Raw genomic sequence first — 22,910 nt, forward strand, 5'->3', positions numbered from 1 at the left:
TGCTTGAGGTATCAGGGCAGCTTTCCGATGATCGCAGCGAAGTCGGTCTTGTTGAACGCCCGCAGAGTCTGCGTGCGGATATTCCCGGCCGCGCCCAGCGCGAGACCGAAGGCCGTCAGGCTTTCATCGTTCGGGGCTTCGACGATCGACACGATGTCGTACTGGCCCAGCGTCCAGTAGATCTCCTTCATTTCACAGCCGAAGCTTTTTGCCTGCTCGGCAACCTGGCCGGCGCGCTGAGGGCTGTTCTTGATGCTGCGGATGCCCTGGTCCGTGAATTGCGAAAGCACCACGTAGGTAGCCATGGCGATTCTCCATGCAATGGGGGAAACGCGCGTGGGCGACGGGGAGCGGGCGGGGCGGCGGCGGGTGCCGCAAGGCACGAGGCTGGCACCCGCTGATTCGGGCGGGGCGCGTAGCTTGATTTTAGGCAATGCGGTGGGAGACGGGACGCGGTGTCTGGAGCGGGACGGGAGTCTTCGTGGGCGTCGGGTTCTTGCGAATGCAGCAGGCAAAGAAAAAGCCGCTGTTCCTTGCGGAACAGCGGCTTTTTGCATTTGGTGGCGAATCAGGGAGTCCCCCTGAAATTCTCCACCCCCTTGATTTTCAAGGGTTTTTCAATTCTTCCCGCCCTCATTTCGTACCAGCAAGATGTACCAGCATGTGGCTACGAAATAACAGTCTACCTGGATCGAGTTCGAGGTGCAATCCGGCTTAGGATGCGTGGACGCAAAGCATGGCGTGAAGCTATCTGGAACTAATTTATCGTGACGATTGCATGCTTGTATCTGGGAGATAGCCTGCTAAAATGTGTACACATTGATTCACAATTGGGTGTCGGCAGTATATTGGAGCATGATCATGGAAGCGATCAAAGTTGGGATTCGGGAGTTTCGGGCTGATCTGGCAGACTACATCGCGGCGAACACGCCGGTCGCGGTCACTCGGCATGGTCAGACTGTCGGGTATTTCATCCCAGCTCATGGGCAAGCTGAGGCGCACCTTGCTGCAATGAAGAAGGCTAGCGAGACCTTGGATCAGTTGCTGGCGGATCGGGGCGTGGATGCCGAGGGATTGGTGACCGAGTTTAAGGCGGTGCGTCGTGCCGCTGGGGGTAAGGGCAAGGCGGGTGCTAAGTCCGCATGACCAAGAAGGCTATCGTACTGGACGCAAATATTCTGATTCGAGCGGTTCTTGGGATGAGGGTGCGCGAGTTGGTGGCGACATACTCACACGAAGTCCAGTTCTTCGCACCGGATGTCGCGTATGCGGACGCCAGGAAATATTTGCCGACGTTGCTGGAAAAGCGAGGCATTCCGCCAGAGCCCGCTATGGCTGTGCTGGATAGCTTGGCTCCTATCATCCAGGTTATTGACGCTGAGATCTATGTAGCCGTGAAAGTAGCTGCGCTCCAGCGTATTGGATCTCGGGATGAGGATGATTGGCCTGTACTTGCCTGTGCGATTGTAGTTGGGTGCCCGGTTTGGACCGAAGATGCAGATTTTTTTGGGACTGGTGTGGCAACTTGGACAACCGATCGCGTCGAACTCTACTTCGCATGATGTGGCGGCCGGAGGGCTGGATGTCGGTTGAGCGAATTGAATGCCGTACAGTTTCAAGGCGAGTGTTTGGCTGTTTGCTGGGTATGAACGAAGGGAAATAAACGATCGAATTTTGGTCAACCAACCGGAACGGGGTCCCCCAATGCTACTAGCAGATCTTCTAAAAATAGCCGCTCAATGCCTATCGAGTGAGTTACTGCAAGGTGTGGTTGTGATACTACTGCTCCCCAAGCTCGTTGCGGCAATCGATAGCGTGCATCGGACGTTGATTTCCTCAGCAAAGCAGTGGAAGAAGACTGGTGTGGCACTGATCGCTCTTGCAAGGCAGGCGGAGATATCAGTGAATCGAATGATGGGATACCGGGAGGATCGACCACCTCGCCCGGCAATCGATGCAACGGTGCTCGCTGGCGACGTGCTGCTGTACTGGATGTTTTCCGGATACTGGTTTGCTTTGGGGTCGCTATCCATGCTGTTGATCGTCGTGAAGCAGCCTCACCAGTTCAGGCTAATTGCGCTTGCCGTTGCGTGTACATTGTTCTTCTACGTAATTGCGGCGATTTACCGCAATCTTGGGACAAAGAAATGGAGGACCCTTGCAAACCTATTCAGGGCTCATGCTGGAAATAGGCCTTGTTTGCTGCGAATGTCGGCCAGTATTGCTACATGCATGCTTGTTATCGCCGCAGCGGAGTATTTTGCTTTGCCATATATGCACAGCGTATGAGCCATCTTCGTTTCTTGCGAATACCGAATTCAAGTTTCCTTTGCCAAGTTCCGGGCTGGCATGTGACAGGTAAGTCGCTAGATGCGCCACGGCGTGTAAAAGTTGCGCTAACTTCGAGGCAAAAATAGGTAGGCCAATCACCGCAATGTTGGCTGAGGCGGGTCTGAGGCAAGGGCTTATGGAGCGCGTAGCTGAGGCATTAACTGTACAAGCCGTGTCGTCCGGGAATCAGGTGGATGCGAACCTGTTCGGGCGGAGTGCATTCAACCGTTACTACTATTCCGTCTACCTATCTACGCGCGAGATGATCGCCATAGGTCATCCGGAGATCAAGAAGCTCAAGCATAAGGAACTGCCAGACCTATTGATTGGAAAGATTCAGGAGAGGATTCAAGAAGAGGCGGCTAGACAGAAGAAGCGTCATTTGCTCACCGACGGGCAAGCTAGCCAGCTGATCCAATCTGCTCGGCAGGCACTCAGTGAATTGGCGAATATTTTGCGCGAGGGCTACCACATTCGAGTGGTGGCAGATTACGAGCCAGCGGTGATTGCTGTCGTTGCGAACGGGCATGTAACGCTAGAACAGAAAACGTCAGATGCTGCTCGCAATTGGGGGCGCAGGGCGCAATATTGCATCGGGCAGGTGCGTCGAGTGTGGAGGCAACTTGGCATTAGTACATGAATCCGACGTCTCCTTGTTCCTTGAGAAGTCTAGGCGACCTTATATTAAAAATATCAGGGTTGCTGACGAGACTATATTCATTACGGTTGACGCCCAGAAAGTTGCTGTGGTGGCTCATGAGGGACGACACACTTCCCGACGGCAACTGAATGTGCTCGCAAAGCATTTGCGCGAAAGATTCGATACCGATGTGCAAATTATCGTTTCGTCGGACGAGGCAAATGCACGAATTGAGGGCGTGCTCAGAGATCTGTTTGAACGACAGTTTCCCGGTATTGTTAAAGACGTAACCGCGTCTCTGACCGATTCGGAAGCCGCATCAGTCTGGATTGATGCCGAGTACGTTTCAGACTTGGAGACCATAGCAGCGATAGAGACAGCGGCGCGTATGTTGCTGTCTTCGTTTGCGTTGCATGAGAGCGAGATCTATGTGCAAGCTCCTATAGTGGAGGAGCCGACGAACGTCGCGATTCTCTCTGCGGTGAAGTTGCTTGCACCTATAAATTTGGCGGAGTTGAAACGGTACCTGGATGGGGATTTTCATCTGCCATCGGAAAATTGGCTTGCTTCGAAATTGGACTCTATGCGAAAGAAGGGTTTCGTACTCCGAGATCACGACGGAAAATTTCATCTCACCGAAGGTGGCTTGTCGGTTGTGCCCATAAGCCGTCGACGTAACAGCAGCGATGTCAGTAGGGCCTTGCGGCTCGTAAAGCAGAAATGGACGTGATACACTCGCCTCGGTGGCGCGTTTCGCGTGAGTGCGTATCGCGCTCGTATGCGAAGACCGCGTATAGAAGGGGGCCTGCCGAAGGGCGGCCGATCCTTCGAATCGCCCGCCCTTCGGCAGGCGGCTCAACGAAAGCAATCTCAGCTTTGCTCTTCCCGTGAACACGCCACCACTTCTTGTTACGTTCCCTTCCGTAGATTTTTTCGTCAGTGCTTTAGCTGATGACACTCGCAATCTCTACGAAACAGAAATTCGCCGCTTGGTCGAAGCGGGGCTTCCACCCGTCGTTTCTCTCAGAACAGTTGCTGTGCTGTTTGGCTTCAGCCCCTCGTTTGTGGGCACATTAGCAAAGCGACCGACTAGGTACTATCGGGTGTTTGAGATTCGGACGGGAAAGAAAGTTCGTGTTATCCAAGCTCCGAGGGTTGCGCTAAAACTAATCCAACGCTGGATTGGAGGCAATCTGGCTTCCTCCTTTAGCTATCTTGATAGCACTTTCGGCTTTGTACCAGGCCGATCGCATATTGATGCAGCCGCTCGACATTGCGAGTCCGATTGGGCCTATTCGATCGACATCAAAGATTTCTTCCGCACAACGAGTGCTGCTCAGGTCCGTGCAGCACTGATCGAGCTTGGTTATAGCAACCACGCTGCAGATCTGATGGTTGCCCTCACATGTTACGAAGGATTCTTGGCACAGGGAGCCCCGAGTAGCCCTGTACTCTCCAATCTTGTATTTCAGAAATTTGACCGGTTGCTAGAAGCATTGGCTGGAGAGTTAAATCTCACATTTACTCGTTATGCCGACGATATTGTCTTTTCCGGCACGGGTAAGCCTGCTGAGTTGAGAGACCGTGTTAGAGCGATCATCGAGTTAGGTGGTTGGAGGATCGCCGAGAAGAAGGAAAAGCTATTCCAAAAACCGTATCGGCTCAAAGTACACGGTTTGTTGGTAGATGGGGCGGTACCTCGGCTTACCAAAGGGTATCGGAGGCGCATCCGTGCTCTCGAGCACCTGCTGAGTCAAGGAAAGGTTTCTCCTAAGCAACTTCCCGTGGTTAAGGGGCATTTGAACTACGCACGCCAAGTGGATGACTGGTCTGCATCGCAAACCTCTGAAAATGAAGAAGGGTCGACGTAGCCGAATCACGGAGATGATGAGATGGTGTACACCTCGTATATAGGGCATGCAGGGATCAATAATTGAGCCAAGCTATCCTCACGACAGCTATGGACATTCTTCGTAATCTCGGGTTGATTGCTATTCCGTTTACGTTGTACTTCGCTTGGACAAAGATAGGGTTCCGGGTCATCGTGCAGCCAACTTGGGGAGAGAAGCGTCACGCAGCATCGGGTATAAGTCGCTTGACACTAATGAACATGAAGGATCGGTCAATCGCTGTCTTTCACGCCCACGCCGTATTTGAGGGGATGCTGCTGCCCCTCAAGGATTTTGATCCGCCACTCATACTGAAATCATACGAGGCGGTAAACGTTGAGATACCGGAAGTCTCTGATTTCTACGTTGGCGACCAATCCTTTAGATGGAAAGCCGGGCTCGATCTGCATAAGATCGAAATTTTCCTATCTACTGCATCAAAAATGGTGAAATGCAAACACGGTTCTCCCCCCCATCGACTTGGCTTTGCCCAGAGGCGGGGGCTTAAGATTGTGACTACGCATACTTCGACATTCAATGGCAGGGTATATAACAATAATGTTAAGTATGCGATTGGCTACCGCCTCGATGGTATCGAGCAAACGGCCTTTGTTGACCAGTTCGGATTCGTTGATTGGAGCCTTGCGCCGAATATGCTCCACTCGGAAAATATGGTCAATGTGAGTGCCGTTCGACACGCTCTCGATGCGAGCGGTATCGAACGAATTATTGGTCGGTACTATGTGGAAAAACTCGAGCGTGGCAACTAATTTTGTGACGTGATTTGGTTTGCTAGCTTTCCGTACGACGGGTACTGATTTGTGCGCGCTGACTTTGGCTATGCGCGCGTCGTTATCCTTTCTGGAACCACGCATTTCTCGTGCACTAGCGAGTACGTTTCCAGAGGGGAGGAAAGATTTCGAAAAACACTGATGATTGTCGGTAAACCGGCGGTGCTGCTTGACGCTATCCAGCTCATCCCCAGCGATACACGCACGAATCAGTTGGGCACTAACATGTTCGCGTATCGCGCAGCTGTGGCTTCCGGAATCGTGCCGGCTGGGCGACAACGCGGTCTAGGGAGTGGCTAATAGCGCAATAGCGCAGGAGTGAGGGCTAGTCGGACCGTAGCTTGTCGATGACGAGCCTTGCGTGCTCTGCTTGCGCATGCCGAATTGACTGCACTGAAAATCCGGCATCAAGCAATTCGTCGATTAAATCGATGTGCAAACCTGCGAGCAGAACATGGGCCGCATATTTGGCATCGTCCGTCACCGCATCAGGCGAGACATCTTCGATTAGACCGCTTAATAGGCCGTGCATCCATTTGTAGTGCTCCGATTGCAGGAGTCCGGGAGCTATTTCACGGGCGCGGATGAGGTGGCGGTTCTTCAATTTGAAAGTCAGCAGCGCGTCGAGAAATGCAACGGCGCGGTCACGTGACGGCGCATCGGGACCAAGTGGCGATTTGCCTTTTTCCGTCGCCGTATGCAAGGCTGCCAGCTTGGCAGTCCACAATGCGTTGAGCAGATTGTCGCGGCTGCCGAATGCGCGAAACAGCGTTCCTTTTCCGACGCCGGCTGCGGCGGCAATGGCGTCCATCGTGACTTCGCTCGGCGAAGTGGCGCTGGCGAATAGCGCGTCTGCCGCGTCAAGAACCCGCGTTGGGGCGACCGACGGCCGCCCTCGGCGTGCAATACCACTTTCGGACTGGCAGTCCGATATGTTAGAGTTTGTTTTCGGACTGATAGTCCGAAATGGTGCGGTCCGTTTGTTCACAGTTCGTAATTCTATCGGAGAACGCTATGTCGGCCTCATCTTCTCTACCCGATTGGTTTGCACAAGCTCTCCAGGCACTTCAAGCCGGGAACACCGACGGCTATATGGCGATTTACGCCGCCGACGCTGTACATGAATTTCCATTCGCGCCAGACGGTGCTGTTCCGCTGCTGGTTGGGCGCGAGACGATTGCGGCTTATATGCGGTCACTCACTGAGTTCATCCGCTTCGGTACCCTTAGCGACGTTCGCGCGCGCGAAGTGGGGAACGAGCTGATTGTCGAGGCGATTGGCCATAATCAGCGATTGCCAGATCATGCGCCGATGCAAATCAACTATGTCTGGTTCATTACTTTGCGGGACGGCAAAGTGGTTCACTTCCGCGACTACATGAACCCTTTACAATTGTCGTCTCTCTAAGCTCAACGTGAGAATCACTGCGCGTCTACCGCATCGTGAATTGAATAACGGAATGATCGGTCGCTGTCGAACGTCGTTGCACCAGTGTACCGTCCGCGTCGTACCAGAGATCATCGGTGAGATCCCCGGAGAGCATATAGTGGGTTACTTCTGCCTGGGTGTTCCCAATCGGAATCCTCTCCATACCCACCTTTTGAGCGGTAACGTGGAGCAGGTGTCCGTCCACGCTGTGGATCAGGGTCGCCGTTTGAAAATGCGGCTCTAGGCATAGCGTTGCCGGCAAGCTGTCGGGCGTGATCGTGGAGACCATACTGTCGGCATCCCGTTGCAGGGACGAGCCTTGCCTGCTTACCCGCAGGGTATGACGCTTTCCGTTGTCAGTGGTGTCGGAACTCAACTCGTCTAGCTGGTCGCCATTCCAGGTTTCGGTGGAGTCCTGCTCAAAGCGGTAGACGGTGATGCCCAGCATCTTCACCTGGAGGTGAACGCTCATCTTCGCAGTTGTGTGCCGGGAGGTGCGATCAACGGAGATCGTTTCCATGCCGATTTCCGTGCCGTTTCGCGTAGCTACCAGTGTACGGGATGCAGTTGTTTGTGACGCTGCCGGCTGTATCCAGCCTGCGATCCCACCGATGGCGAGCATACTCGCAAGCTGAACAAGAATTCGTCGGGTCAACATGGGCTGCATAGTCATAGTCCTTTCTATCGGGCAATCATCGGTCCCGGCTTGTACGACATGCACCGCTTCAACTGTCCAGGATTAATGCGGATGCGTCAGCGCACTTCAGCCGATTCAACGCCGGTTCTTCCGTGAGAGAACGATAACGGCAGTGAGCATGGCGGCAAGGACAATCGTGTGAACCCAGTCCAGATGGAGAATGCTCACCTGAGCGATGAACGCACCAATGTCCACCAGCAAGAGCAGGAGCGCGCCCATGATCGACATGCGTGGAACAAGTAGTGCAATACCGCCGATCGTCTCGATACCGGCGGTGAGGTAACGAAACCACTGACCAAGACCGATCTTTCCGAATTCCGCAACCATCGTCGGCTGCGAGTCCAGCTTCATCGCTGCTGCACCGATGAATACCAGTGCCAAGACAGCTCGCAAGAGCCAGACAACTATCGAGGATGGCGAGCGTCGATGGCGTACCGTGGTCTGTATCATTTCCAATTCCTTTCGATCAGCGCGAGTCGTCTGGCCAGATTCACGAGTGGCACCCGAGGCTCACCTCAGATCTCAAAGTTCACGCCAGTAAGGCGCTTGGCGATATCCCACAATCTGGCGCGGGTTGCTGCATCGCGCGCAAGCTGCGGCAATCCAACGTCGCGCGGAGAGGCAAACCGCTGGATGAAGCGCGAGGGAGCAATAAGTGTCGCGTCGGTGGGCTTGTCCATCACAGCCGCGAACAAGACATTCTCCGCGACACGATCAATCGGGTAGCCAATGACATTTATCAACGCCGTGCCAACTGCCGCTCCTGCGCCGGACACGTATCGCTGCAAGCCCGTATTCGCGGTCCCCGGATCGACTGCAACGCTCGTCACGCCAATATTTTCTGCACTCGCACGTCGTTGCAATTCAACGGCAAACATGATGTCGGCGAGCTTGCTACGCGCATACGCATTCATCGGTGAATAGAGCTTCTGCTCGCCTTGAAGGTCGTTGGGATCTAGATCAGCCATCTTGAGGCGCCCCACAAGCGCACTGACTGTTACGACTCGCGCTCTTCCAGCGATCAACGCCGGAAAGAGCCTGCCGGTAAGTGCGAAATGCCCCAGGAAATTGGTTCCCATGTGCATTTCATATCCATCGGCAGTTAGCGTGCGTTGCGGTACAGCCATGATGCCGGCCACATTCATGAGCATGTGGAGCGGCCGGGAACTCCAACGCGCAGCGAACTTCGCGATCGAATCAAGCGAAGCCAGGTCCATCTGCTCGAAAGCGTAGTCGCCACCCGCCGAGCGCAACTGCGTGACAGCCTGCTCGCCCTTCGCTGCGTCGCGGCCGAGGATGGTTACGCGCGCACCTTTCTTCCCGAGTGCTTTGGCAACCTGAAAGCCTATGCCACTCGCACCTCCGGTCACCAGCGCATCTCGCCCATCTTGCCTTGGTAGGTCACTGATCTTCCAACCCATAAGAACCCTCGCCTCATATTAACCACAGCCTTGCCGCAGCGCAGGTGCTGCACGCTTGCTTCACCTGCGATAGTGCAGCATAATGCACTTGGTGTAACTTTGCAATCGGTGCAATATGAGTGAGCGAGTTCCGTTGGGCGCGGTGGAAGGGAGGCGGGAACGGAAGCGGCGTGAAACGCACGATCGGATCGCCAAAGCCGCCATCAAGCTTTTCCTGAAGCTCGGCTATGAAGAAACGACAATGGACGCCATTGCCGAGGCTGCGGATGTGTCGCGCCGGAGCCTGTTCCACTATTTTTCTTCAAAGGAGGATGTCCTTTTCGCCAATCAGGAAAAATTCCTCTCTGCGGTTGTAGAAGAAATACGCAGGCAACCGGAAGAACGGTCATGGCCTGCATTGATCGAAAGCGCAATGGTGCGAGCCATTGCCGATGCTGCAAATCCGGAAAACATCGCTATCGACAGGCTTGTACGAAACACACCCGCGCTCCAGTCACGCCATCAACTTAAATATGTGCACCTGGAGCAAGCCATTGCTGGTGCGCTTGCGGAACGTTGCGACAGCGATGAGGCGAGTCGTAGGCGGGCAGAATTGCTTGCTGCCGTCGTCGTTGCAGGTTTCCGTATCTCAACGACGATTTCTAGCGCTGTGGATGCCAAAGGGCATAAGGGCACTCAGCAAAGCGTGCCCGAGCAGTTTCAACACTTTTGGCAATCCCTTCTTGAGTTTGGCAATGAAGGGACTTCGTATCACCAACATGAGGGTCAGGTGCCTAGGCAAACGCATGGTTCGCCAGGTAAAAACGGGGGAAAACGGAAATGATTGAACTCATGCAGCGGTACTACGCTGCCGAACGACATACGGCGATGGGGGCGATGGCGGTAGGCATTGCATTGATGCTTCTATCGCTGTTGCTTTGGAAGACGGCTTCGACTGGCTCGCTAGCCCGGGGCATGGCCTATGTCTTCATAGTCGCAGGCCTGTTTCAGTTCGGTGCAGGCGTGGGATATTCCGTCGTAGTCAAAGCGCGTGCAGAAGAAGCAGTGTTGTTTTATTCAGGTCATGACGAGCGCGACATAAAACGCGAAGAAACTGCTCGCATGGAGCGAGTCATAAAGTCAAGCTTCGTGGGTGGTCTGGTGACGTACACGGTATTACTTCTTTTCGGACTTGCATTGTTGTTGCTGTCCATTGATGCGCCTACGAGAAAAGGAGTGGCATTGGCGCTCATGATCGTGGGAGTGCTCGGGCATTGCATTGAAGCTTTCTCGATGCAGGAAAACCGTCAATACCTGATGACAATAGAAACTCGGTCCATACGCTAGGCTTATTGGTTGGTGGCGATGGCATCAAGAAAGATTTCGACGTGGAACTCCGTCATCTACGCTATTTTCTGGCCGTCGCGGAGGAGCTTCATTTCGCCCATGCTGCGGAGAGACTATATATCGAGCGGTCGCCGCTATCGAAGACGATCAAGGAACTGAAAGAAGACCTTGGCAGCTTTTTGTGCGGACTTCGCGCGACACTCGCCTGACTCGGCGCGGCAGCTCTTCCTGGAGCAGGTGCCGTGTACTTCTATGGCCCTATCTATATATCCGATGGCCAGCCGATGTTCTGGGTAGCCGTATCTGGTTAAAGATGTGGAAATCTTTCGCGAGCGATGTCTACGAGGTCTGAGAACTCTTCGGTGGGACCGTTCAGTGCATAGTTGTTGACGATCTGCACGGCAATCGCCTGACATGGTCGAGATACCAGGCTATGTATGCATTGCTCGACGGAATACGGATGCCTTCCCGCATCCCACGTTGCCAGAATCGCCTTGACGAAATCCTCTGCGACTTCGTCATAGTCATATTGCCAACGCTTGTCCTCGTTGCTTTGTCGGACGATCACGTTGTACGCTCGCGCATAGATATCTAATCCACAGAGACGATCGAACAGGTCATCAATCCAGTGCGCGTCATAGGTGCCCATAACCTCGTCTAGTTCGATGAATGGCTCATCGGCCTCTCCAGACGCGAGGTCATGAATTTCGTCTGGTCGTTTGCCCGGATCACCCATTCCCATGTTCCGGTAATAGCGGAGTGCGGCGAGTATGGTGCAGAGGTCTGCGTTTTCCTCGACGATCAGTTTCGGTTCGTGCTCACCGAAGGGGGCTGCCTGGCTCAGGTCGAAAGCGGGGTTCATGGTTGGTGTACCTCCTCAGTTCTTGAATATCCCTCGGGGTTGAGCCCGAGGTTGATGCGCTCACATAGGGCGTCGATATCCTCGCTGTCGTAAGAGGCAGATTCCCCACAGTTTGTCGCAATGTCGTCGATACACGGTGGTCGATTGCCATGCCACGCCATGCCCTGATCTTGATATAAACGTAATGCGGCGAGGATGGTGTGGATGTCGCCATCCAGCAATTTGAGTGTTTTTGTCTCGGGTTTTGTGACGTGACCTTTCCACCAGTTCTCTTGGAATGGCTCGTCTGTCTGAGATGGTGGAGCGGTATTGCTTATTGATTCGGGCGATGACGGAGGGCGAGCGTCATCCCTGCCGTCGGACTTTCTGGCGGCCGGATATAACGCAGCCCATCTATCAGCCAGTTCTTGGCAGAAGCTTTGAGGGATGATCAGATCCTCAACATCGCCGTGTTCGGCTATCTGCATGAGGTTCGATTCGCTGAAGAGTCCCTCGTGGAACCTAAAAAATTCTTGGGCGACTTCGAACCAGCTGACGTTGTCGATCAGCCTGTTGATGGCATAGAGCCAGTATCCGTCCAGGTTACGTGGAATTCGGCTGGTAAGCAGACTCTCGATATAGCCTGCCAGGATCACGATTGAGTCGCCTGCGGGGGGGGATGCGATCAGGCGGGCTGCTTTGGCTTGGACCCGACGAAAGACGTGATCGTCGTTGAACAGGAGGAAATAGCAACGTTGTGAGTTCCAGTTGCAAAATCTGTGATGATTTTCCATTAGTAATCCATACTAATGTATGGGGATTTTCATCCCCATACAGCGGGTTAAGTTAGGTGTGTTGTGGGTGAATGATCCGAATCATTCAGACCGCATCAGGTCTTTCCATTGATCGCACAGTAGGCGGAATTCCACGCCATATCCGAGTGAATCCGGGTAAGCCCGAAATCGGGATATGACCAGGAGCACGGCCAGCATCGATTGTTCGATTTCATCATCGACGCTCCACAGGATTCGTGGATCAAATCCGCCCCAGTCATCGGCGCTCCACCACGACAGCAGGAACGATGCGACCTTTCTGCCCTGATCTGTCCGACGGTTGGCTACTGCCAATAACTGATTGATCGCTACCTGGGCTTGCTCCGGCAGCCTGCTTCGCCTCAGTGCATCCCGAGTGGAAATACGTTCGAATGTCGTCATATAGAACCTCGGTCGATGGATTGTCAGTCTCCGAACACCTCGGCAAATGCCTCTGCCGAGACGGCCGGTTCTTGATCACCATCGAGGCGCCCAACCAGATCGTCGGTCAGAGCATCCATCAGCTTCGGCGAGAGGATAGTCAACGGCTCCATATACAAAGCCGGGTCCATCAATGTCGGCGATGACCACCCTGATTCGTTTCCTGACAGATACAGCGAGTCGTCGGCAGCGAGCTGCATATGGCCGGTGAACAGAAGAAAGTTCGGACCTTGCGCCGGAACCTGGATACGGAATCCAATACTCCTGATACCCTCGGCATGCGCATCTGGGACATACGTACTCGTCACCCGGAACGTGGTGGACTGGCGAACCAGTGCGAGCAATTGCTCGCGGCCGTGGGTGTCGTAATCGATCGTGCTATTTTTCATGCTAGATTCCTTTATGAACATCAAATGAAGTTGATCCGGCTGCCCGGTCTCTCGGGCGGCCGATGCAGGCGTGTCGGGCGGCAACCCGGCGTACGCCTCTCCAACTGCTTCGGCTGGGTACTGAGATATCAGTCGTGGTTCGTCTGGTTGGCCTCCTGGGTAATGGATTGGTTACATGCGGCAGCCGCGAATTCAGGCACCGTTCGTGCGAAAGTGGCGAAGGCTTGGTTGCCCACGGGGCAATAGGTTTCGCGCCGGATCGTCGGCATGATTCGACGATAGGTATCTCCCAGCAGGTTCCGCTGGATGACGGCCAGCACCTGTTCCGAGAACCGGCCATCGTATTCAGATGGGTCGTAGCGGATCAGATGGCCGGATGCCGTCTGGGTGTTGCCCAGGGGGAGCACGAGTGCCTGGTATTTGCCGGTACGTTGATGCGGCCGATAGAAATGGCCCTGAAATGCACCTTGGCTCAGCCAGCTATCAAGCGCTTTGTGCACTGCAGGGTCGCTGCCATCGAGCAACCAGTTCACGGCATGCGTGTTGTTGATCACCATCGTAATGGCGATCACCGGTTCGACCCCAGGGATTGATCCCAGCATCATCGCCCAGTCGTCTTTGATCGTGGGAATCGGAAATCCCGCAGGCAACGTGGTTTCCAGGGCCGGTCCTTGGCTGTAGGGCGCGAATAACTCTCCACGCAGCGGAGTCGTCATGAGCGACAGATAGTTTTTGTTGCCGAGTGCGTTGGCGTTCTTGCGTGTCATATCTAATCCTGTTGATGGGCGTGCTTTTCCACGGCGAGTTGGCGTCGCCGGGGCAGTTGATCGAGCGTGGTTGGTGGTGTCAGATGTCGTCGAGTTCGAACATCTCAGCGAACTCAGCACGATCCAGGTAAATGCGGGGGGCACCCAGCGTTGAGGCATGGGCTACGGCGGCAGCGGCAATCGAATTGGCCGTTGTCATGCTCAGGAACGCCAGGTCGTCGGGCTGGTGATCCAGATGTGCCTGCTCGTCGAGATAGAGGGCGAACGGAATCGTGTCGGCAAGAATGGGGCGACGCGACACGATATTGACGGGGCAGAGGTAGCCGAACGAAATGCCCGGGGTGATTTCGACGCTAGCGTGGCAGCCGATGAATCGATAGGGTGGGCGTTTCGGCAGATAGATCCGGTTGATCCGGAACGGGCAACTGAGGTCCTGCATGAGAGTGGCTCCCGACGGTGATATTGAGTGCGTTTCAATTCCGGGCGGTGACGCCGAGTCCTATCGCGCCGGAATTTTTTGAAACCTTACCGTCGGCCAAATCCGGGTTCATCCCCGGATTTGAAATTTGTGCAGGAGGCCCGTGGCGCTAGGGTTTCCTGGGAGTTTTGGGTGCGCGCCAATCCACTCCAGTGATCTTTCCGGGGTTCCCCCCGGATTTGCTGCCGGGCTGGTCGTCAAATTCATCGTTGGTTTCATTCCCGAACACATCGTTCCGACTCTGATGAGACTGGCGCTGCTTCCGGGGGGGGGTGGACTGACTGACCACGACTTTGTCGCGTTCAATGCGGGCTATCTTCTTGCGTTCGTGTTCCCAGAACGGTAGCCATCCGGCCAGCTCGGGTTTCTCGAAAACATTGTCGAGATATGCAAGTGGAACATTTTTGGCCTGGTAGAGCTGACGGGCCAGCCGGACCGGGTTGAATAGCGCGGAAGATCCTCCTCGAGAACCTTGCTTCGGCTTATCGGACACTACCAGCGCGGGACGTAACCAAGCCGCTTGATTGGCGCGGGACAGCACGTCTTTCCACTTCGGTATGTCCCACGTTTGAGGCTGCATGGCCTTGATTGGGGCGTTTCTTGTTTTGCGGCCATTAAACAGTGTGCCTATTTCCTCCTTGACTAGGGGAGCGGGCATGGGACCGGAAACTACCTGATATGGGATGCGGTGTTCCTCCAGAAATCGATATAGCTCTCCCGCGTCCAGCCCGATGAGATTTGCTTCACTTTGTTCGGCAATGCGCTCCCATGGCGAAGAGCGAGGGAGGTCGCAGACCTCGAATGTCTGACCGTGGGGTGGGTCCGAATACCGGAAAAACATATGCGTCGCATCCGACTGCCATTCTGCCGCCATGCGGAGTAGCGAGATGGCTTCTCTACGGATTTCGCCGTTCTCGTCATGATGAACATAGCGATCCGCGAGCATCTGCTTCTTCCAGACGAGGCGAGTAGATTTGTCAGATCCGAAGTTTCGATTGATCGCAGCGAGTAACAGTTGAGTTGCCTCGGTGATCAATATCGGTCGTTTCAGTATGCCGGGAGGTGTGATGACGGAAGTCATTTCTTCGCCGACTACTTCGGTCAGTTCCCGATTCCATTCCTGTGGCCAGTATGGGGGGTAATCGAGAGCATTGGCGACTAGGTCCAGTATGCGATCAAGGGAGACAAAATCTTCGGAATCGACGAAATGAGTGCTCATGGGGTGATGTCGACGAGGTTTCATACACAGCCGGTCCCCACATGAAGATGCAACTGAAGGGGGGGGCTCGCTGGATATCTGGTTACTGTCGGGCACACTGAAAAGAGCTGGTTCTTTTCAGTGCCTGATGAGGTTTACGGCAGATATGGAAGCGGCTTGATAACCTTGGCTGTGGATTGAATAAATTCCGGCGCTATTCGTCGTGAGCCTCGAATATCTGGATGACATCGAGGCGAGCCGCACGAGCCTCGACGACGTTGAGGACGTGCGATCCAACGATTTCACGACAGGACGCTCCGGCTTGCGCAGAGGACATCGGGTCATAGCAGTAGCGGGACAGGGCACATTTAAATAACGCATCGCCGGGGCAAAAGCCCCGATGCCCTACGCTGATGTATCTGCTGTCTTCCGGGAGCGGCTGCCTCGCCGCCCCTACTGTGCGAACGAACTCGAATATGGTCTGACCGTCCGATCTACGGAAAAGGCCCTGGAATTCCTGCATATCCAGCCCAATGCTCCGAGCCAGCTTTCGTGGCTGGTTTTCGACGTGGACTATCCCGGCGCTGCGCTCGCCTGGGAGCGGGCCAACCTTCCGCCGCCATCGTTGACGGTCATCAACCGGTACAACGCACATGCTCACCTGTTCTATGGGCTGGAAACGCCGGTGGTCACATCGGATGCCGGTCGACGGTCGCCGCTGCGTTATGCGGCGGTAGTGCAGGCTGCCTATGGGGATCGACTGAAATCCGATCCTGGGTACGTTGGCCTGATCGCAAAGAACCCGTTTCATCCCAAGTGGAAAACGGTCTGGGGTAACCGCCTATACGATCTTGGCGAGCTGGCAGAGTACGTCGATTTGCCGAAGAGCCTGCCAAAGCGCGCGGCAACCTCCGGGCTCGGGCGAAACTGCGACCTGTTCGATGAGCTGCGGTCGTGGTCCTACCGTCGCGTGCTGGATCATCAGCGAAGCCGGGCGGGCCGGGATGAGTGGTACGACGCCGTATTGCGCCAGGCCGAACGGTTCAATATGTTTCCCGAGCAGCGCGGCGGGCCGCTGTCGTTCAATGAAGTCAAGACGATCGCGAAAAGCGTCGCGTCCTGGACGTGGAAGCATTTCGATGCGGGGATATTTTCCGACATACAGGCGTCGCGTGGTCATCGTGGCGGGAGACCGGCGACGACTACGCGTGACGGCCGACCATGGGAGACGATGGGGATCAGTCGAGCGACGTACTACCGTCAGCGTAACACTGGCTTGTCCGTTTCGACGGCATCATGTGGTGAGACAAAAGCCATATCAGATACCAGCACCCTAACGGCTAGCAACGAGGGCACGCTCCCCTCGGGAGGGGACGTCGCGACGACGGGCGGTCAAGGTATCAAGCAGACCAGGGTTTGGGGAATCAAGGGGGCGTTTAACGCTTTGTCGACTTCCGATGAGGCAAGCGCTCACATAGCTCCGTAATACATCGCCGGACGAAGTCCTGATTCTCGTCGTCGAGGCTTTCAAGCAGTCTGGCGATCTCGGAGCCAGCATCTGCCGCTCGGCCCGTCGTGCCGCGTAAGAGGGCATCAACCGGTATGCCGAATGCATCAGCGAGTTGCAGCAGGCGTGGTAGCGGTGGAAGCGTGAGCCCGCGCTCGAATCTCGAGACGGTTTCCTGCTCGACATCCAGTAATTCCGCAAGCTGCTCCTGCGTCCAGCCTCTCGCCGCACGTTCTTTTGCGATGCTCTTTCCTAGCCTCAATCCAACGTCTGACACATTCGCCATGTACCAACACTCAATGTCGTAACCCGGCATTGAGTGTGGTACTAGCGCGCGAACCAGTTAACATCATAAAATATCGTAAAACGTCATATGGTGAATATTTCGAGCTTCCAGAAGCTTGGCTTGCTTGGCCACTTACGGGGATTGAAGTGCTGCGGATCAAAAATAGACTGTCGGCCATCTTGGTCGTAGCGACGCTTGCCTTGAGCGCGTGTGCAGTAAATAACTCGCCCGAGGAAACCGGTGCGTCCACGGTGCCACTGACGCCTGATCCGGCTGCGAGCGACCGATACCTGGTCAGCGAGACGCCCACCGCGATCATGGACAAGGGCTTTTATCTGCGCGTTCACCAGGAAAATGACCACTGGATCGCGGATTTCGTCAGTCGTAGTCCAGTCGGCCGTCGCAGCAAAGATGACGAGGTTTTCTTCGTTTCCGAAGACAGAAGACACTGGTGGCTGACGGTTCACCGGAACATGGGCTACTGCGGTCCTGGCGCGTTCGCCTACAACGCTGAGTACACGGTGTGCAATTCGACGTTTGGTCGGTTCAGTGCTTTTGGTGAAGCGATGACCTTCTTTGGGTCGGGGCCTGTCGAAACCGGGAAGCCGATGGCTATCAACCACGCGCAGGTTGTTGGCGCGATTTGGTCGATTCCTGAAAGTAATCTTGCTGGAGTCTATGCCGCATTGCTCGCGCAAGATCGGGCTGACCAGCAGGGGCATGCGGCCGCTGTGGTGGCCGAACAGGTGATTAGCGAGCGCATTCGCCAGCGAGAAGCCGCACAGGTTCATGCGGATCTGATGCGGATGTCGCGGGAGCCGCGTGGCTCAGAAGATGCATGCGAAATTCAGCGCAGTACGGGCAACGTATGGTGCAGAGCAAATAATACGAACGTCCCGATTGGCTCGCTACCGAACTATGGCTGGGTCGTCGTACAGCCGATTCTTGATGGAAATCTCGAGGTATCGGGGTATCTGATCCGGAAGGTGAAATAGCCTCGTGCGCCCTGCCTGGCCGTTTTCTGCTCGCCTGCAGGATGGCCAGCGCCGCTTTATTCCTTTGTCACGCCCCAGCGTCCCTGCCATTTCAGGACATCCCGGGAATGGTCTGGGTGATTTTGTCTTTGCTCTCGCATCAGGTATCGCAATGAAGCAACGAAGCACTCTCAGATTCTTCGTCGTCTCCGGCATTGTGTTTGCACTCTCCGCGTGTAGTGCCAGTCGGGACGGCATCAGGCTTGGTCTTGGCCCATCTGCTCCGGGGCAATCTCAATATGATCAGGCCCGAACGCAGTTGGAGCAGAACGCGCAATCAACGGTCGCGAAGAAGGCCATCGCGAGCGCGCTCGGGACCGATGCAAAGCCAGGGATTCTCGTCGTTGGCACACTCGGGCCACTGCGAAAATCGAGCGCCGAGGAACTGAAAAAGGCGTACCCGGCCTATGCGAAGAATGCTGAAAAATGGCATCCAGGTCACGCTTCATATTTGAGCGAGGAGGATTTCGACGAATTCGGTGGTTGGACAACTATCGAGACGTTCGCGATACCCGGCGTAATGAACATACGACAGCCCGCGCTCGTGCGTCAAAGCGATATGAAAACGATGAGCTTTCCATCGACTTTGGGCTCGGCATTTTTCGGTACAACTGGTGATCTCGTCGGGGCTCGAAGCAACGGCGATGGATATACCGTCCTAGACCGGGTTCTTTGCCGCGATGCCGATCCCGGCTACTGGCAATGCGCTAGTGCATATGAGCGCGGTCACTATGACGCAAACACAGGACAAGCGCTAACGCATGAGCTCAAGCCGAAAGAGGGCGGCGTACAAATCGATCCCGCGACGTTCAAAGTCATTCACTCTGCTAGTTGAGGCTACGAAGCGATGAAGAAAATAATCATTGTCACCGGGCTTGCGTTTGCGATGGCGTTATCCGGTTGCGCAACGGTGACAGGTGGCACCCACGAAACGATTTCGGTCAAGACCCGGCAGGCTGCTGAGGATGTGGCGGGTGCTTCGTGCATGCTGAAGAACAAAGGCGGCACTTATCAGGTCGTGACGCCGGGTAAGGTCGAGGTCAAGCGTTCCTCATCGGATCTTACGATCCAATGCGAGAAAGACGGTATCCAGACGGCAGAACAAAAATTCTCGTCAAAGACCCGAAAGGGAGCACTGGCTGGGAATCTCCTTCTGTTTGGTATTGGTGGCACGCTGATCTTTAACAGCGTTGATCGTGCGACGGGTGCGAACTACGCGTATCCAGAGGAAATCACGGTCTCGCTTGATCCAGTAACGACAGCAGTTCCAGTGGATGCCGCGTCGGCCGTTGGGGTGTCATCTGAAATGAAGCCTGAGCCTGTCGTCGGACAGCGGGTGGAGACCTCGACCGCTAATTGAGCCGGGCACGGGCACCTCGCTTGCGAGGTGCCAGGTAGAACGAGAGTGATGTAAATAGCACTCTCGTTTCTTTGGATTTGCGACGTTACTTAACCAGGAATTTGTCGCGATTCTTGGCATCTCTGATCCAGCCGGGTGCCCGGCCACGACCCGACCAGGTCTCTCCCGTTTCCGGGTTCTGGTACTTCACTTCGCTCGGACCTTGCGTTGCACGCTTACGGCCAAAGATATCTTTCTCTGTGAAACCGTACACTGCAACTTTCTCACGGATGTCGTTGAGTACGGCGGTAGATTCCGCCTGAACTGCTGCATCGTATTCTGCCTGTAGCTGCTCGAGCTGAGCGCGGAGTTCGGAAGCAGATTTGCCAGCCATTAGATGATCTCCTTGGATGATCTGGAAAAGTCTGAGGCCTGTATTCTGGCATAGAGCTTATCGCTGGGACAAAAAATTCCAGAGGCCTGCGAGGCTTGGCCGATGACTCTTGTTGTAACGGCGAATGGGTTTAATGCTGTGAGACAAAAGCCATATCAGATACCAGCATCCTAACGGCCAATGGCGACGATACGCCGCCCTCGGGAGGGACCCCGCGACGACGGAGGGTCACCCCTAAGGAGGAGAGACTGAGACAGGGAGGCTTTCAGTCTCAGGTTGAGGGGGCGCGCCAGCCGTGATCGATACGTCTCTGGCGCGTTGGGTTCATCGGGCGAGGTATGAGGGGGGTGTCTCGTCCTGTGGCCATAGCTACAGATTCCGGAGACGCATCACGGCCCCTAGTTGGTTCTTATAGATGCATAGAAAGCTCTCGATCTCGTGAGGCTTTAGTTGCTGCAGATCGTTGGGGAGATCACTCCGGTGAATGAACACGCGTTTCGTATCGATCCCCAGTCGCTTTGCTCCTACCTTGGTGCCAGCGTGTAGATAGACATGTTCCGGTTTGATTTGAAGGGCGGCTGAAATTCTTAGCGCCGTATCGTAGGTATACAACTCCCCAAGACCAGGAATTTCCGCAACGATCCCTTCAACAATTTTGAATACGTCATCGAAGGACTCCGCCTCCTCGATCTGTGGTCGATGTTTCTTCAACGTCTCGTGTGCACGTTTCAGATTGGCTCGTGTCAATCGGTATTGGTGGGAAAAGCGCTGCCCCTTCTGATTCTTTGCTAGTGCAGCATTTTCGAGAGCAATGTCGAACGAAGGAGCTTTCTCAAAAAAATCCCATTCCTGTTGCTCGATCGGCCGATGATCCCTGATGTAGGATCGAACCATCTGCTCTAGCGAACGAAAATTCTTTTTCGGTTCTGCACAAGAGCGTCGAGCAATTTCCCGGCAGCTAGACATAAATCCCTCGTTCTTAGTGACTCAGCACGCGCTCCATCTTCGCACGGAAACAGAAGCGCGATCACGCTATGAGCGTGTGTTCTCGATGATCTGGACAGCCTTCCGGTTGATGAGAACTGCGACGACAAAAAAGCGGGCCTCGCGAGGAGGCCCAGAATGAGTAGAGGAGGATTTGCCTTGTTGTTATTGCCTGTCAGGCGGCCTGGGCCACCTGTTGGGGTTTGGCGATCTTGGTCGCCTCGAATGCCAGAATCAGTAATGTCCCGGTGGGTTTGCCCTCACGCGACAGATAGTAGTCAGCGGTCAGGCGGCCGGTGACCTTGACGAAGTCGCCTTTTGCCAGATGGGGATCTTCGTCGCGAAAAATCCGCACGGTGTACCAGGTGGTTTCCGACGCATCGCGTTGGCCGCGCTGGCTTTCCGCGAGTCTGAGTTCGTAATAGCCGCGACCGCTAGCCTTGGTGACCCGCCTTTGGGGTTCGCTTGCCACATTTCCATATACCTGCATGATGCCCTCGAGTTGTTTGATGCTGCACTATGTATAGCGACTCGCGCGGATCACTCAGGGGCCAACGTTATGAGGGGCGATTCAGGCGCGGACCACGGCTCCATGCTGTCCGGGCGGCGATACGGCAGATAGTTTTCCTCCAGCCATCCGGCGGTAGACGGCACCATGTGCCGAGTCTGCCTGAATTTCGGCAGCCAGGTCGGCAGCAGCTGGACAATGACATGCCCGACAGTTTGTTCGATAAATTGCTGGCTGTCGTCGGCATAGACCAGCGCGCGGACAACGAAGGTGCCAGGTTCGGTCTCAGTCAGACGCCGCTCCGACTCAGTCGTCATCGGCTGATCAGCGGTTTTCCGTATCCGGTCCCGCAGCAACCCCTGCGCCCGGGACAGGATGCGGTCGTTGCGAGCGAGGACAACGACGCGTCGCAACGGGAGTCCGTTCGTCAGGCCGCTACCGATGCTCTGCACCAGCGCCACGAGTGCGGCTTCGCGATCCGATCCCCGTTTGCTCCGGTCGATCTCGAACCACGTCGCCCCGTCCGTTTCGAAAGCGAGCACGTCGGGGCGTAGTGACCGGGATTTCTCATGCAACCGGACGGTGAGGAATTCAGCATTCCGGCGACCACCGCTTATGGCCGCGATTTCCCGTAAGGCCTCACTTTCGGTCATCGCCGGTATGGCACGGGCCTCGCAGCACAGGGTGATGAATCCGATCCAGAGCTGGTGCTCGGGGTTCGTCATGTCGGCGACACGGCGTACCGAAGCCGTTGCCTCCACGCCCTGGTCGTTCAGCCAGCGCGCGCCTGCAGCCGTCAGTCCATAGACATGCTGATGCCGGTCGGTTCGGTATCGCCGGATCAGGTCGGCGTTGCTGAGCCTGCGCATGGCCCGCTGCGCGGCTGTCAGGGCGGCCTTGAACGAGCGTTCCGGAAATATGCCGACAGCGACGTCGATCGTGCGAATCACGCGAAACCGGTCGATGAGCGACAGCGCCCGCATCCAGGCCCGCTGCTGGAGCAGCGCGGGCGCGATTTCGCTGGTCAGGCCACGATCTACCGTGCGACGCGGAGTGCTCGCTGGTGTCGGCGATGCCGGTATGTTGACCGATTCGCTGTGCGGTATCGGTGTGGAGGTTTGGTGCGAGGTGTCCTGCATGTGATGTTCTCCCGGGGCGTGACGTTGCCGGGGATCACCTGCTGCGTGGTGCATCGGGCGCGCGTCCCCGTGATCCGTATAGCGAATGGCTGTGCAGCCATCGGTGCCGCGAGGTACGCCACGCACGCCTGCAACTGTTGGGGGCGACCGATGCCGGTTGCCCGGCCGGACACGGGAGAGGGCAACTGTTTCGATCCCGCGTCCGGCCTTGCTCGCCAGGGGGCGAGCAGCACCACGTGTTCGTCGCGACGCCTCGCAAGGTCAATCTCT

Annotated in this window: 31 protein-coding genes and 1 pseudogene; 15 read left to right on the forward strand and 17 right to left on the reverse strand. The window is 55.5% G+C overall.

Going from position 1 to position 22,910, the window contains the following annotated elements; translation table 11 throughout:
- Nucleotides 1-11: 11 nt before the first annotated feature.
- Nucleotides 12-305, reverse strand: a complete 294-nt coding sequence (locus U5760_RS24410) for a GYD domain-containing protein (RefSeq protein ID WP_322014881.1) — start codon at nucleotides 303-305, stop codon at nucleotides 12-14.
- 556 nt (nucleotides 306-861) lie between these two features.
- Here U5760_RS24410 and U5760_RS24415 point away from each other — a divergent pair.
- The 7 genes from U5760_RS24415 to U5760_RS24445 all read left to right on the forward strand — a co-directional run bounded on the left by U5760_RS24415 (nucleotide 862) and on the right by U5760_RS24445 (nucleotide 5,630).
- Nucleotides 862-1,146, forward strand: a complete 285-nt coding sequence (locus U5760_RS24415) for a type II toxin-antitoxin system Phd/YefM family antitoxin (protein WP_322014882.1) — start codon at nucleotides 862-864, stop codon at nucleotides 1,144-1,146.
- Nucleotides 1,143-1,562, forward strand: coding sequence for a PIN domain-containing protein (locus U5760_RS24420; protein ID WP_322014883.1), 420 nt, complete (start codon nucleotides 1,143-1,145; stop codon nucleotides 1,560-1,562). The genes U5760_RS24415 and U5760_RS24420 overlap by 4 nt, the downstream gene beginning before the upstream one ends.
- A 211-nt stretch (nucleotides 1,563-1,773) precedes the next feature.
- Nucleotides 1,774-2,289: a hypothetical protein gene (locus U5760_RS24425; protein ID WP_322014884.1), complete on the forward strand. Its 516-nt coding sequence runs from the start codon at nucleotides 1,774-1,776 to the stop codon at nucleotides 2,287-2,289.
- Nucleotides 2,290-2,467: 178 nt separating this feature from the next.
- Nucleotides 2,468-2,971 carry a hypothetical protein gene (locus U5760_RS24430; RefSeq protein ID WP_322014885.1) on the forward strand — a complete coding sequence of 168 codons (504 nt, stop codon included), beginning with the start codon at nucleotides 2,468-2,470 and terminating at the stop codon, nucleotides 2,969-2,971.
- Nucleotides 2,955-3,701: a hypothetical protein gene (locus tag U5760_RS24435; protein WP_322014886.1), complete on the forward strand. Its 747-nt coding sequence runs from the start codon at nucleotides 2,955-2,957 to the stop codon at nucleotides 3,699-3,701. The genes U5760_RS24430 and U5760_RS24435 overlap by 17 nt, the downstream gene beginning before the upstream one ends.
- 157 nt (nucleotides 3,702-3,858) lie before the next feature.
- Nucleotides 3,859-4,842, forward strand: coding sequence for a reverse transcriptase family protein (locus U5760_RS24440; RefSeq protein ID WP_322014887.1), 984 nt, complete (start codon nucleotides 3,859-3,861; stop codon nucleotides 4,840-4,842).
- A 62-nt stretch (nucleotides 4,843-4,904) separates the two neighbouring features.
- Complete coding sequence (locus U5760_RS24445; protein WP_322014888.1) at nucleotides 4,905-5,630, forward strand: hypothetical protein; 726 nt, start codon at nucleotides 4,905-4,907, stop codon at nucleotides 5,628-5,630.
- A gap of 346 nt (nucleotides 5,631-5,976) precedes the next feature.
- Here U5760_RS24445 and U5760_RS24450 read toward each other — a convergent pair whose 3' ends face one another.
- A complete protein-coding gene (locus U5760_RS24450) occupies nucleotides 5,977-6,639 on the reverse strand; it encodes a TetR/AcrR family transcriptional regulator (protein ID WP_322014889.1) in 663 nt (220 codons plus the stop codon).
- Between the two features lie 26 nt (nucleotides 6,640-6,665).
- On the opposite strand from U5760_RS24450, the gene U5760_RS24455 reads away from it, so the two are divergent.
- Complete coding sequence (locus U5760_RS24455) at nucleotides 6,666-7,058, forward strand: nuclear transport factor 2 family protein (RefSeq protein ID WP_322014890.1); 393 nt, start codon at nucleotides 6,666-6,668, stop codon at nucleotides 7,056-7,058.
- Between the two features lie 25 nt (nucleotides 7,059-7,083).
- Here the strand turns inward: U5760_RS24455 and U5760_RS24460 are convergent, their stop codons facing one another.
- The 3 genes from U5760_RS24460 to U5760_RS24470 form a co-directional block, all read right to left on the reverse strand.
- Nucleotides 7,084-7,752: a DUF6134 family protein gene (locus tag U5760_RS24460; protein ID WP_322014891.1), complete on the reverse strand. Its 669-nt coding sequence runs from the start codon at nucleotides 7,750-7,752 to the stop codon at nucleotides 7,084-7,086.
- A gap of 99 nt (nucleotides 7,753-7,851) precedes the next feature.
- Nucleotides 7,852-8,226, reverse strand: a complete 375-nt coding sequence (locus U5760_RS24465) for a DoxX family protein (protein WP_322014892.1) — start codon at nucleotides 8,224-8,226, stop codon at nucleotides 7,852-7,854.
- A 65-nt stretch (nucleotides 8,227-8,291) separates the two neighbouring features.
- Nucleotides 8,292-9,197 (reverse strand): SDR family NAD(P)-dependent oxidoreductase, encoded by a 906-nt coding sequence (locus U5760_RS24470; protein ID WP_322014893.1) that lies wholly within the window; start codon nucleotides 9,195-9,197, stop codon nucleotides 8,292-8,294.
- A gap of 115 nt (nucleotides 9,198-9,312) precedes the next feature.
- On the opposite strand from U5760_RS24470, the gene U5760_RS24475 reads away from it, so the two are divergent.
- The 3 genes and pseudogenes from U5760_RS24475 to U5760_RS24485 all read left to right on the forward strand — a co-directional run.
- Nucleotides 9,313-10,020 carry a TetR/AcrR family transcriptional regulator gene (locus U5760_RS24475; protein ID WP_322014894.1) on the forward strand — a complete coding sequence of 236 codons (708 nt, stop codon included), beginning with the start codon at nucleotides 9,313-9,315 and terminating at the stop codon, nucleotides 10,018-10,020.
- A complete protein-coding gene (locus tag U5760_RS24480; protein WP_322014895.1) occupies nucleotides 10,017-10,523 on the forward strand; it encodes a hypothetical protein in 507 nt (168 codons plus the stop codon). The genes U5760_RS24475 and U5760_RS24480 overlap by 4 nt, the downstream gene beginning before the upstream one ends.
- A 41-nt stretch (nucleotides 10,524-10,564) precedes the next feature.
- Nucleotides 10,565-10,784 (forward strand): annotated as a pseudogene (locus tag U5760_RS24485) (LysR family transcriptional regulator); the annotation flags it as partial.
- Nucleotides 10,785-10,830: 46 nt separating this feature from the next.
- Here the strand turns inward: U5760_RS24485 and U5760_RS24490 are convergent.
- The 7 genes from U5760_RS24490 to U5760_RS24520 form a co-directional block, all read right to left on the reverse strand.
- Entirely contained in the window at nucleotides 10,831-11,385 is a 555-nt protein-coding gene (locus tag U5760_RS24490; RefSeq protein ID WP_322014896.1) for a hypothetical protein, read from the reverse strand.
- A complete protein-coding gene (locus U5760_RS24495; RefSeq protein WP_322014897.1) occupies nucleotides 11,382-12,158 on the reverse strand; it encodes a hypothetical protein in 777 nt (258 codons plus the stop codon). Before U5760_RS24495 ends, U5760_RS24490 begins: the two co-directional genes overlap by 4 nt.
- An 81-nt stretch (nucleotides 12,159-12,239) precedes the next feature.
- Nucleotides 12,240-12,578, reverse strand: a complete 339-nt coding sequence (locus U5760_RS24500) for a hypothetical protein (protein WP_322014898.1) — start codon at nucleotides 12,576-12,578, stop codon at nucleotides 12,240-12,242.
- Nucleotides 12,579-12,601: 23 nt separating this feature from the next.
- Complete coding sequence (locus U5760_RS24505; protein ID WP_322014899.1) at nucleotides 12,602-13,006, reverse strand: hypothetical protein; 405 nt, start codon at nucleotides 13,004-13,006, stop codon at nucleotides 12,602-12,604.
- 128 nt (nucleotides 13,007-13,134) lie between these two features.
- A complete protein-coding gene (locus U5760_RS24510; protein ID WP_322014900.1) occupies nucleotides 13,135-13,773 on the reverse strand; it encodes a hypothetical protein in 639 nt (212 codons plus the stop codon).
- A gap of 79 nt (nucleotides 13,774-13,852) precedes the next feature.
- On the reverse strand, nucleotides 13,853-14,212 hold the full coding sequence (locus U5760_RS24515) for a hypothetical protein (protein WP_322014901.1): 360 nt from the start codon (nucleotides 14,210-14,212) through the stop codon (nucleotides 13,853-13,855).
- A gap of 148 nt (nucleotides 14,213-14,360) precedes the next feature.
- Nucleotides 14,361-15,470: a hypothetical protein gene (locus U5760_RS24520; protein ID WP_322014902.1), complete on the reverse strand. Its 1,110-nt coding sequence runs from the start codon at nucleotides 15,468-15,470 to the stop codon at nucleotides 14,361-14,363.
- A gap of 379 nt (nucleotides 15,471-15,849) precedes the next feature.
- Here U5760_RS24520 and U5760_RS24525 point away from each other — a divergent pair, with 379 nt between their 5' ends.
- Nucleotides 15,850-16,935, forward strand: coding sequence for a replication initiation protein (locus U5760_RS24525; RefSeq protein ID WP_322014903.1), 1,086 nt, complete (start codon nucleotides 15,850-15,852; stop codon nucleotides 16,933-16,935).
- Here U5760_RS24525 and U5760_RS24530 read toward each other — a convergent pair.
- On the reverse strand, nucleotides 16,886-17,272 hold the full coding sequence (locus tag U5760_RS24530; protein ID WP_322014904.1) for a helix-turn-helix transcriptional regulator: 387 nt from the start codon (nucleotides 17,270-17,272) through the stop codon (nucleotides 16,886-16,888). The two genes, U5760_RS24525 and U5760_RS24530, sit on opposite strands and share 50 nt — an antisense overlap.
- Before the next feature lie 116 nt (nucleotides 17,273-17,388).
- Here U5760_RS24530 and U5760_RS24535 point away from each other — a divergent pair, with 116 nt between their 5' ends.
- The 3 genes from U5760_RS24535 to U5760_RS24545 are packed head-to-tail and all read left to right on the forward strand — an operon-like array spanning nucleotide 17,389 to nucleotide 19,636.
- Entirely contained in the window at nucleotides 17,389-18,237 is an 849-nt protein-coding gene (locus U5760_RS24535; protein ID WP_322014905.1) for a hypothetical protein, read from the forward strand.
- Between the two features lie 4 nt (nucleotides 18,238-18,241).
- Complete coding sequence (locus U5760_RS24540) at nucleotides 18,242-19,111, forward strand: hypothetical protein (protein WP_322014906.1); 870 nt, start codon at nucleotides 18,242-18,244, stop codon at nucleotides 19,109-19,111.
- Nucleotides 19,112-19,123: 12 nt separating this feature from the next.
- Complete coding sequence (locus U5760_RS24545; protein ID WP_322014907.1) at nucleotides 19,124-19,636, forward strand: hypothetical protein; 513 nt, start codon at nucleotides 19,124-19,126, stop codon at nucleotides 19,634-19,636.
- A gap of 85 nt (nucleotides 19,637-19,721) precedes the next feature.
- Here the strand turns inward: U5760_RS24545 and U5760_RS24550 are convergent, their stop codons facing one another.
- The 4 genes from U5760_RS24550 to U5760_RS24565 form a co-directional block, all read right to left on the reverse strand.
- Nucleotides 19,722-20,009, reverse strand: coding sequence for an H-NS histone family protein (locus U5760_RS24550; protein WP_322014908.1), 288 nt, complete (start codon nucleotides 20,007-20,009; stop codon nucleotides 19,722-19,724).
- 369 nt (nucleotides 20,010-20,378) lie between these two features.
- Nucleotides 20,379-20,975: a hypothetical protein gene (locus U5760_RS24555; protein ID WP_322014909.1), complete on the reverse strand. Its 597-nt coding sequence runs from the start codon at nucleotides 20,973-20,975 to the stop codon at nucleotides 20,379-20,381.
- 193 nt (nucleotides 20,976-21,168) lie between these two features.
- The gene (locus tag U5760_RS24560) at nucleotides 21,169-21,483 is read right to left on the reverse strand and encodes a single-stranded DNA-binding protein (RefSeq protein ID WP_322014910.1); all 315 of its coding nucleotides are present in this window, start codon (nucleotides 21,481-21,483) and stop codon (nucleotides 21,169-21,171) included.
- A gap of 50 nt (nucleotides 21,484-21,533) precedes the next feature.
- Nucleotides 21,534-22,640: a replication-relaxation family protein gene (locus U5760_RS24565; RefSeq protein WP_322014911.1), complete on the reverse strand. Its 1,107-nt coding sequence runs from the start codon at nucleotides 22,638-22,640 to the stop codon at nucleotides 21,534-21,536.
- Nucleotides 22,641-22,910: the final 270 nt, after the last annotated feature.

This window comes from Paraburkholderia sp. J12, assembly GCF_905220215.1.
Classification (GTDB): Bacteria; Pseudomonadota; Gammaproteobacteria; order Burkholderiales; family Burkholderiaceae; genus Paraburkholderia.

Bases quoted from the DNA above. Each gene is read 5' to 3' on its own strand.
- U5760_RS24410 (WP_322014881.1), bottom strand. From the start codon at position 305: ATGGCTACCTACGTGGTGCTTTCGCAATTCACGGACCAGGGCATCCGC.
- U5760_RS24415 (WP_322014882.1), top strand. From the start codon at position 862: ATGGAAGCGATCAAAGTTGGGATTCGGGAGTTTCGGGCTGATCTGGCA.
- U5760_RS24420 (WP_322014883.1), top strand. From the start codon at position 1,143: ATGACCAAGAAGGCTATCGTACTGGACGCAAATATTCTGATTCGAGCG.
- U5760_RS24430 (WP_322014885.1), top strand. From the start codon at position 2,468: ATGGAGCGCGTAGCTGAGGCATTAACTGTACAAGCCGTGTCGTCCGGG.
- U5760_RS24455 (WP_322014890.1), top strand. From the start codon at position 6,666: ATGTCGGCCTCATCTTCTCTACCCGATTGGTTTGCACAAGCTCTCCAG.
- U5760_RS24460 (WP_322014891.1), bottom strand. From the start codon at position 7,752: ATGACTATGCAGCCCATGTTGACCCGACGAATTCTTGTTCAGCTTGCG.
- U5760_RS24465 (WP_322014892.1), bottom strand. From the start codon at position 8,226: ATGATACAGACCACGGTACGCCATCGACGCTCGCCATCCTCGATAGTT.
- U5760_RS24470 (WP_322014893.1), bottom strand. From the start codon at position 9,197: ATGGGTTGGAAGATCAGTGACCTACCAAGGCAAGATGGGCGAGATGCG.
- U5760_RS24475 (WP_322014894.1), top strand. From the start codon at position 9,313: ATGAGTGAGCGAGTTCCGTTGGGCGCGGTGGAAGGGAGGCGGGAACGG.
- U5760_RS24480 (WP_322014895.1), top strand. From the start codon at position 10,017: ATGATTGAACTCATGCAGCGGTACTACGCTGCCGAACGACATACGGCG.
- U5760_RS24490 (WP_322014896.1), bottom strand. From the start codon at position 11,385: ATGAACCCCGCTTTCGACCTGAGCCAGGCAGCCCCCTTCGGTGAGCAC.
- U5760_RS24495 (WP_322014897.1), bottom strand. From the start codon at position 12,158: ATGGAAAATCATCACAGATTTTGCAACTGGAACTCACAACGTTGCTAT.
- U5760_RS24500 (WP_322014898.1), bottom strand. From the start codon at position 12,578: ATGACGACATTCGAACGTATTTCCACTCGGGATGCACTGAGGCGAAGC.
- U5760_RS24505 (WP_322014899.1), bottom strand. From the start codon at position 13,006: ATGAAAAATAGCACGATCGATTACGACACCCACGGCCGCGAGCAATTG.
- U5760_RS24510 (WP_322014900.1), bottom strand. From the start codon at position 13,773: ATGACACGCAAGAACGCCAACGCACTCGGCAACAAAAACTATCTGTCG.
- U5760_RS24515 (WP_322014901.1), bottom strand. From the start codon at position 14,212: ATGCAGGACCTCAGTTGCCCGTTCCGGATCAACCGGATCTATCTGCCG.
- U5760_RS24520 (WP_322014902.1), bottom strand. From the start codon at position 15,470: ATGAGCACTCATTTCGTCGATTCCGAAGATTTTGTCTCCCTTGATCGC.
- U5760_RS24525 (WP_322014903.1), top strand. From the start codon at position 15,850: ATGCCCTACGCTGATGTATCTGCTGTCTTCCGGGAGCGGCTGCCTCGC.
- U5760_RS24530 (WP_322014904.1), bottom strand. From the start codon at position 17,272: ATGCCGGGTTACGACATTGAGTGTTGGTACATGGCGAATGTGTCAGAC.
- U5760_RS24545 (WP_322014907.1), top strand. From the start codon at position 19,124: ATGAAGAAAATAATCATTGTCACCGGGCTTGCGTTTGCGATGGCGTTA.
- U5760_RS24550 (WP_322014908.1), bottom strand. From the start codon at position 20,009: ATGGCTGGCAAATCTGCTTCCGAACTCCGCGCTCAGCTCGAGCAGCTA.
- U5760_RS24555 (WP_322014909.1), bottom strand. From the start codon at position 20,975: ATGTCTAGCTGCCGGGAAATTGCTCGACGCTCTTGTGCAGAACCGAAA.
- U5760_RS24560 (WP_322014910.1), bottom strand. From the start codon at position 21,483: ATGCAGGTATATGGAAATGTGGCAAGCGAACCCCAAAGGCGGGTCACC.
- U5760_RS24565 (WP_322014911.1), bottom strand. From the start codon at position 22,640: ATGCAGGACACCTCGCACCAAACCTCCACACCGATACCGCACAGCGAA.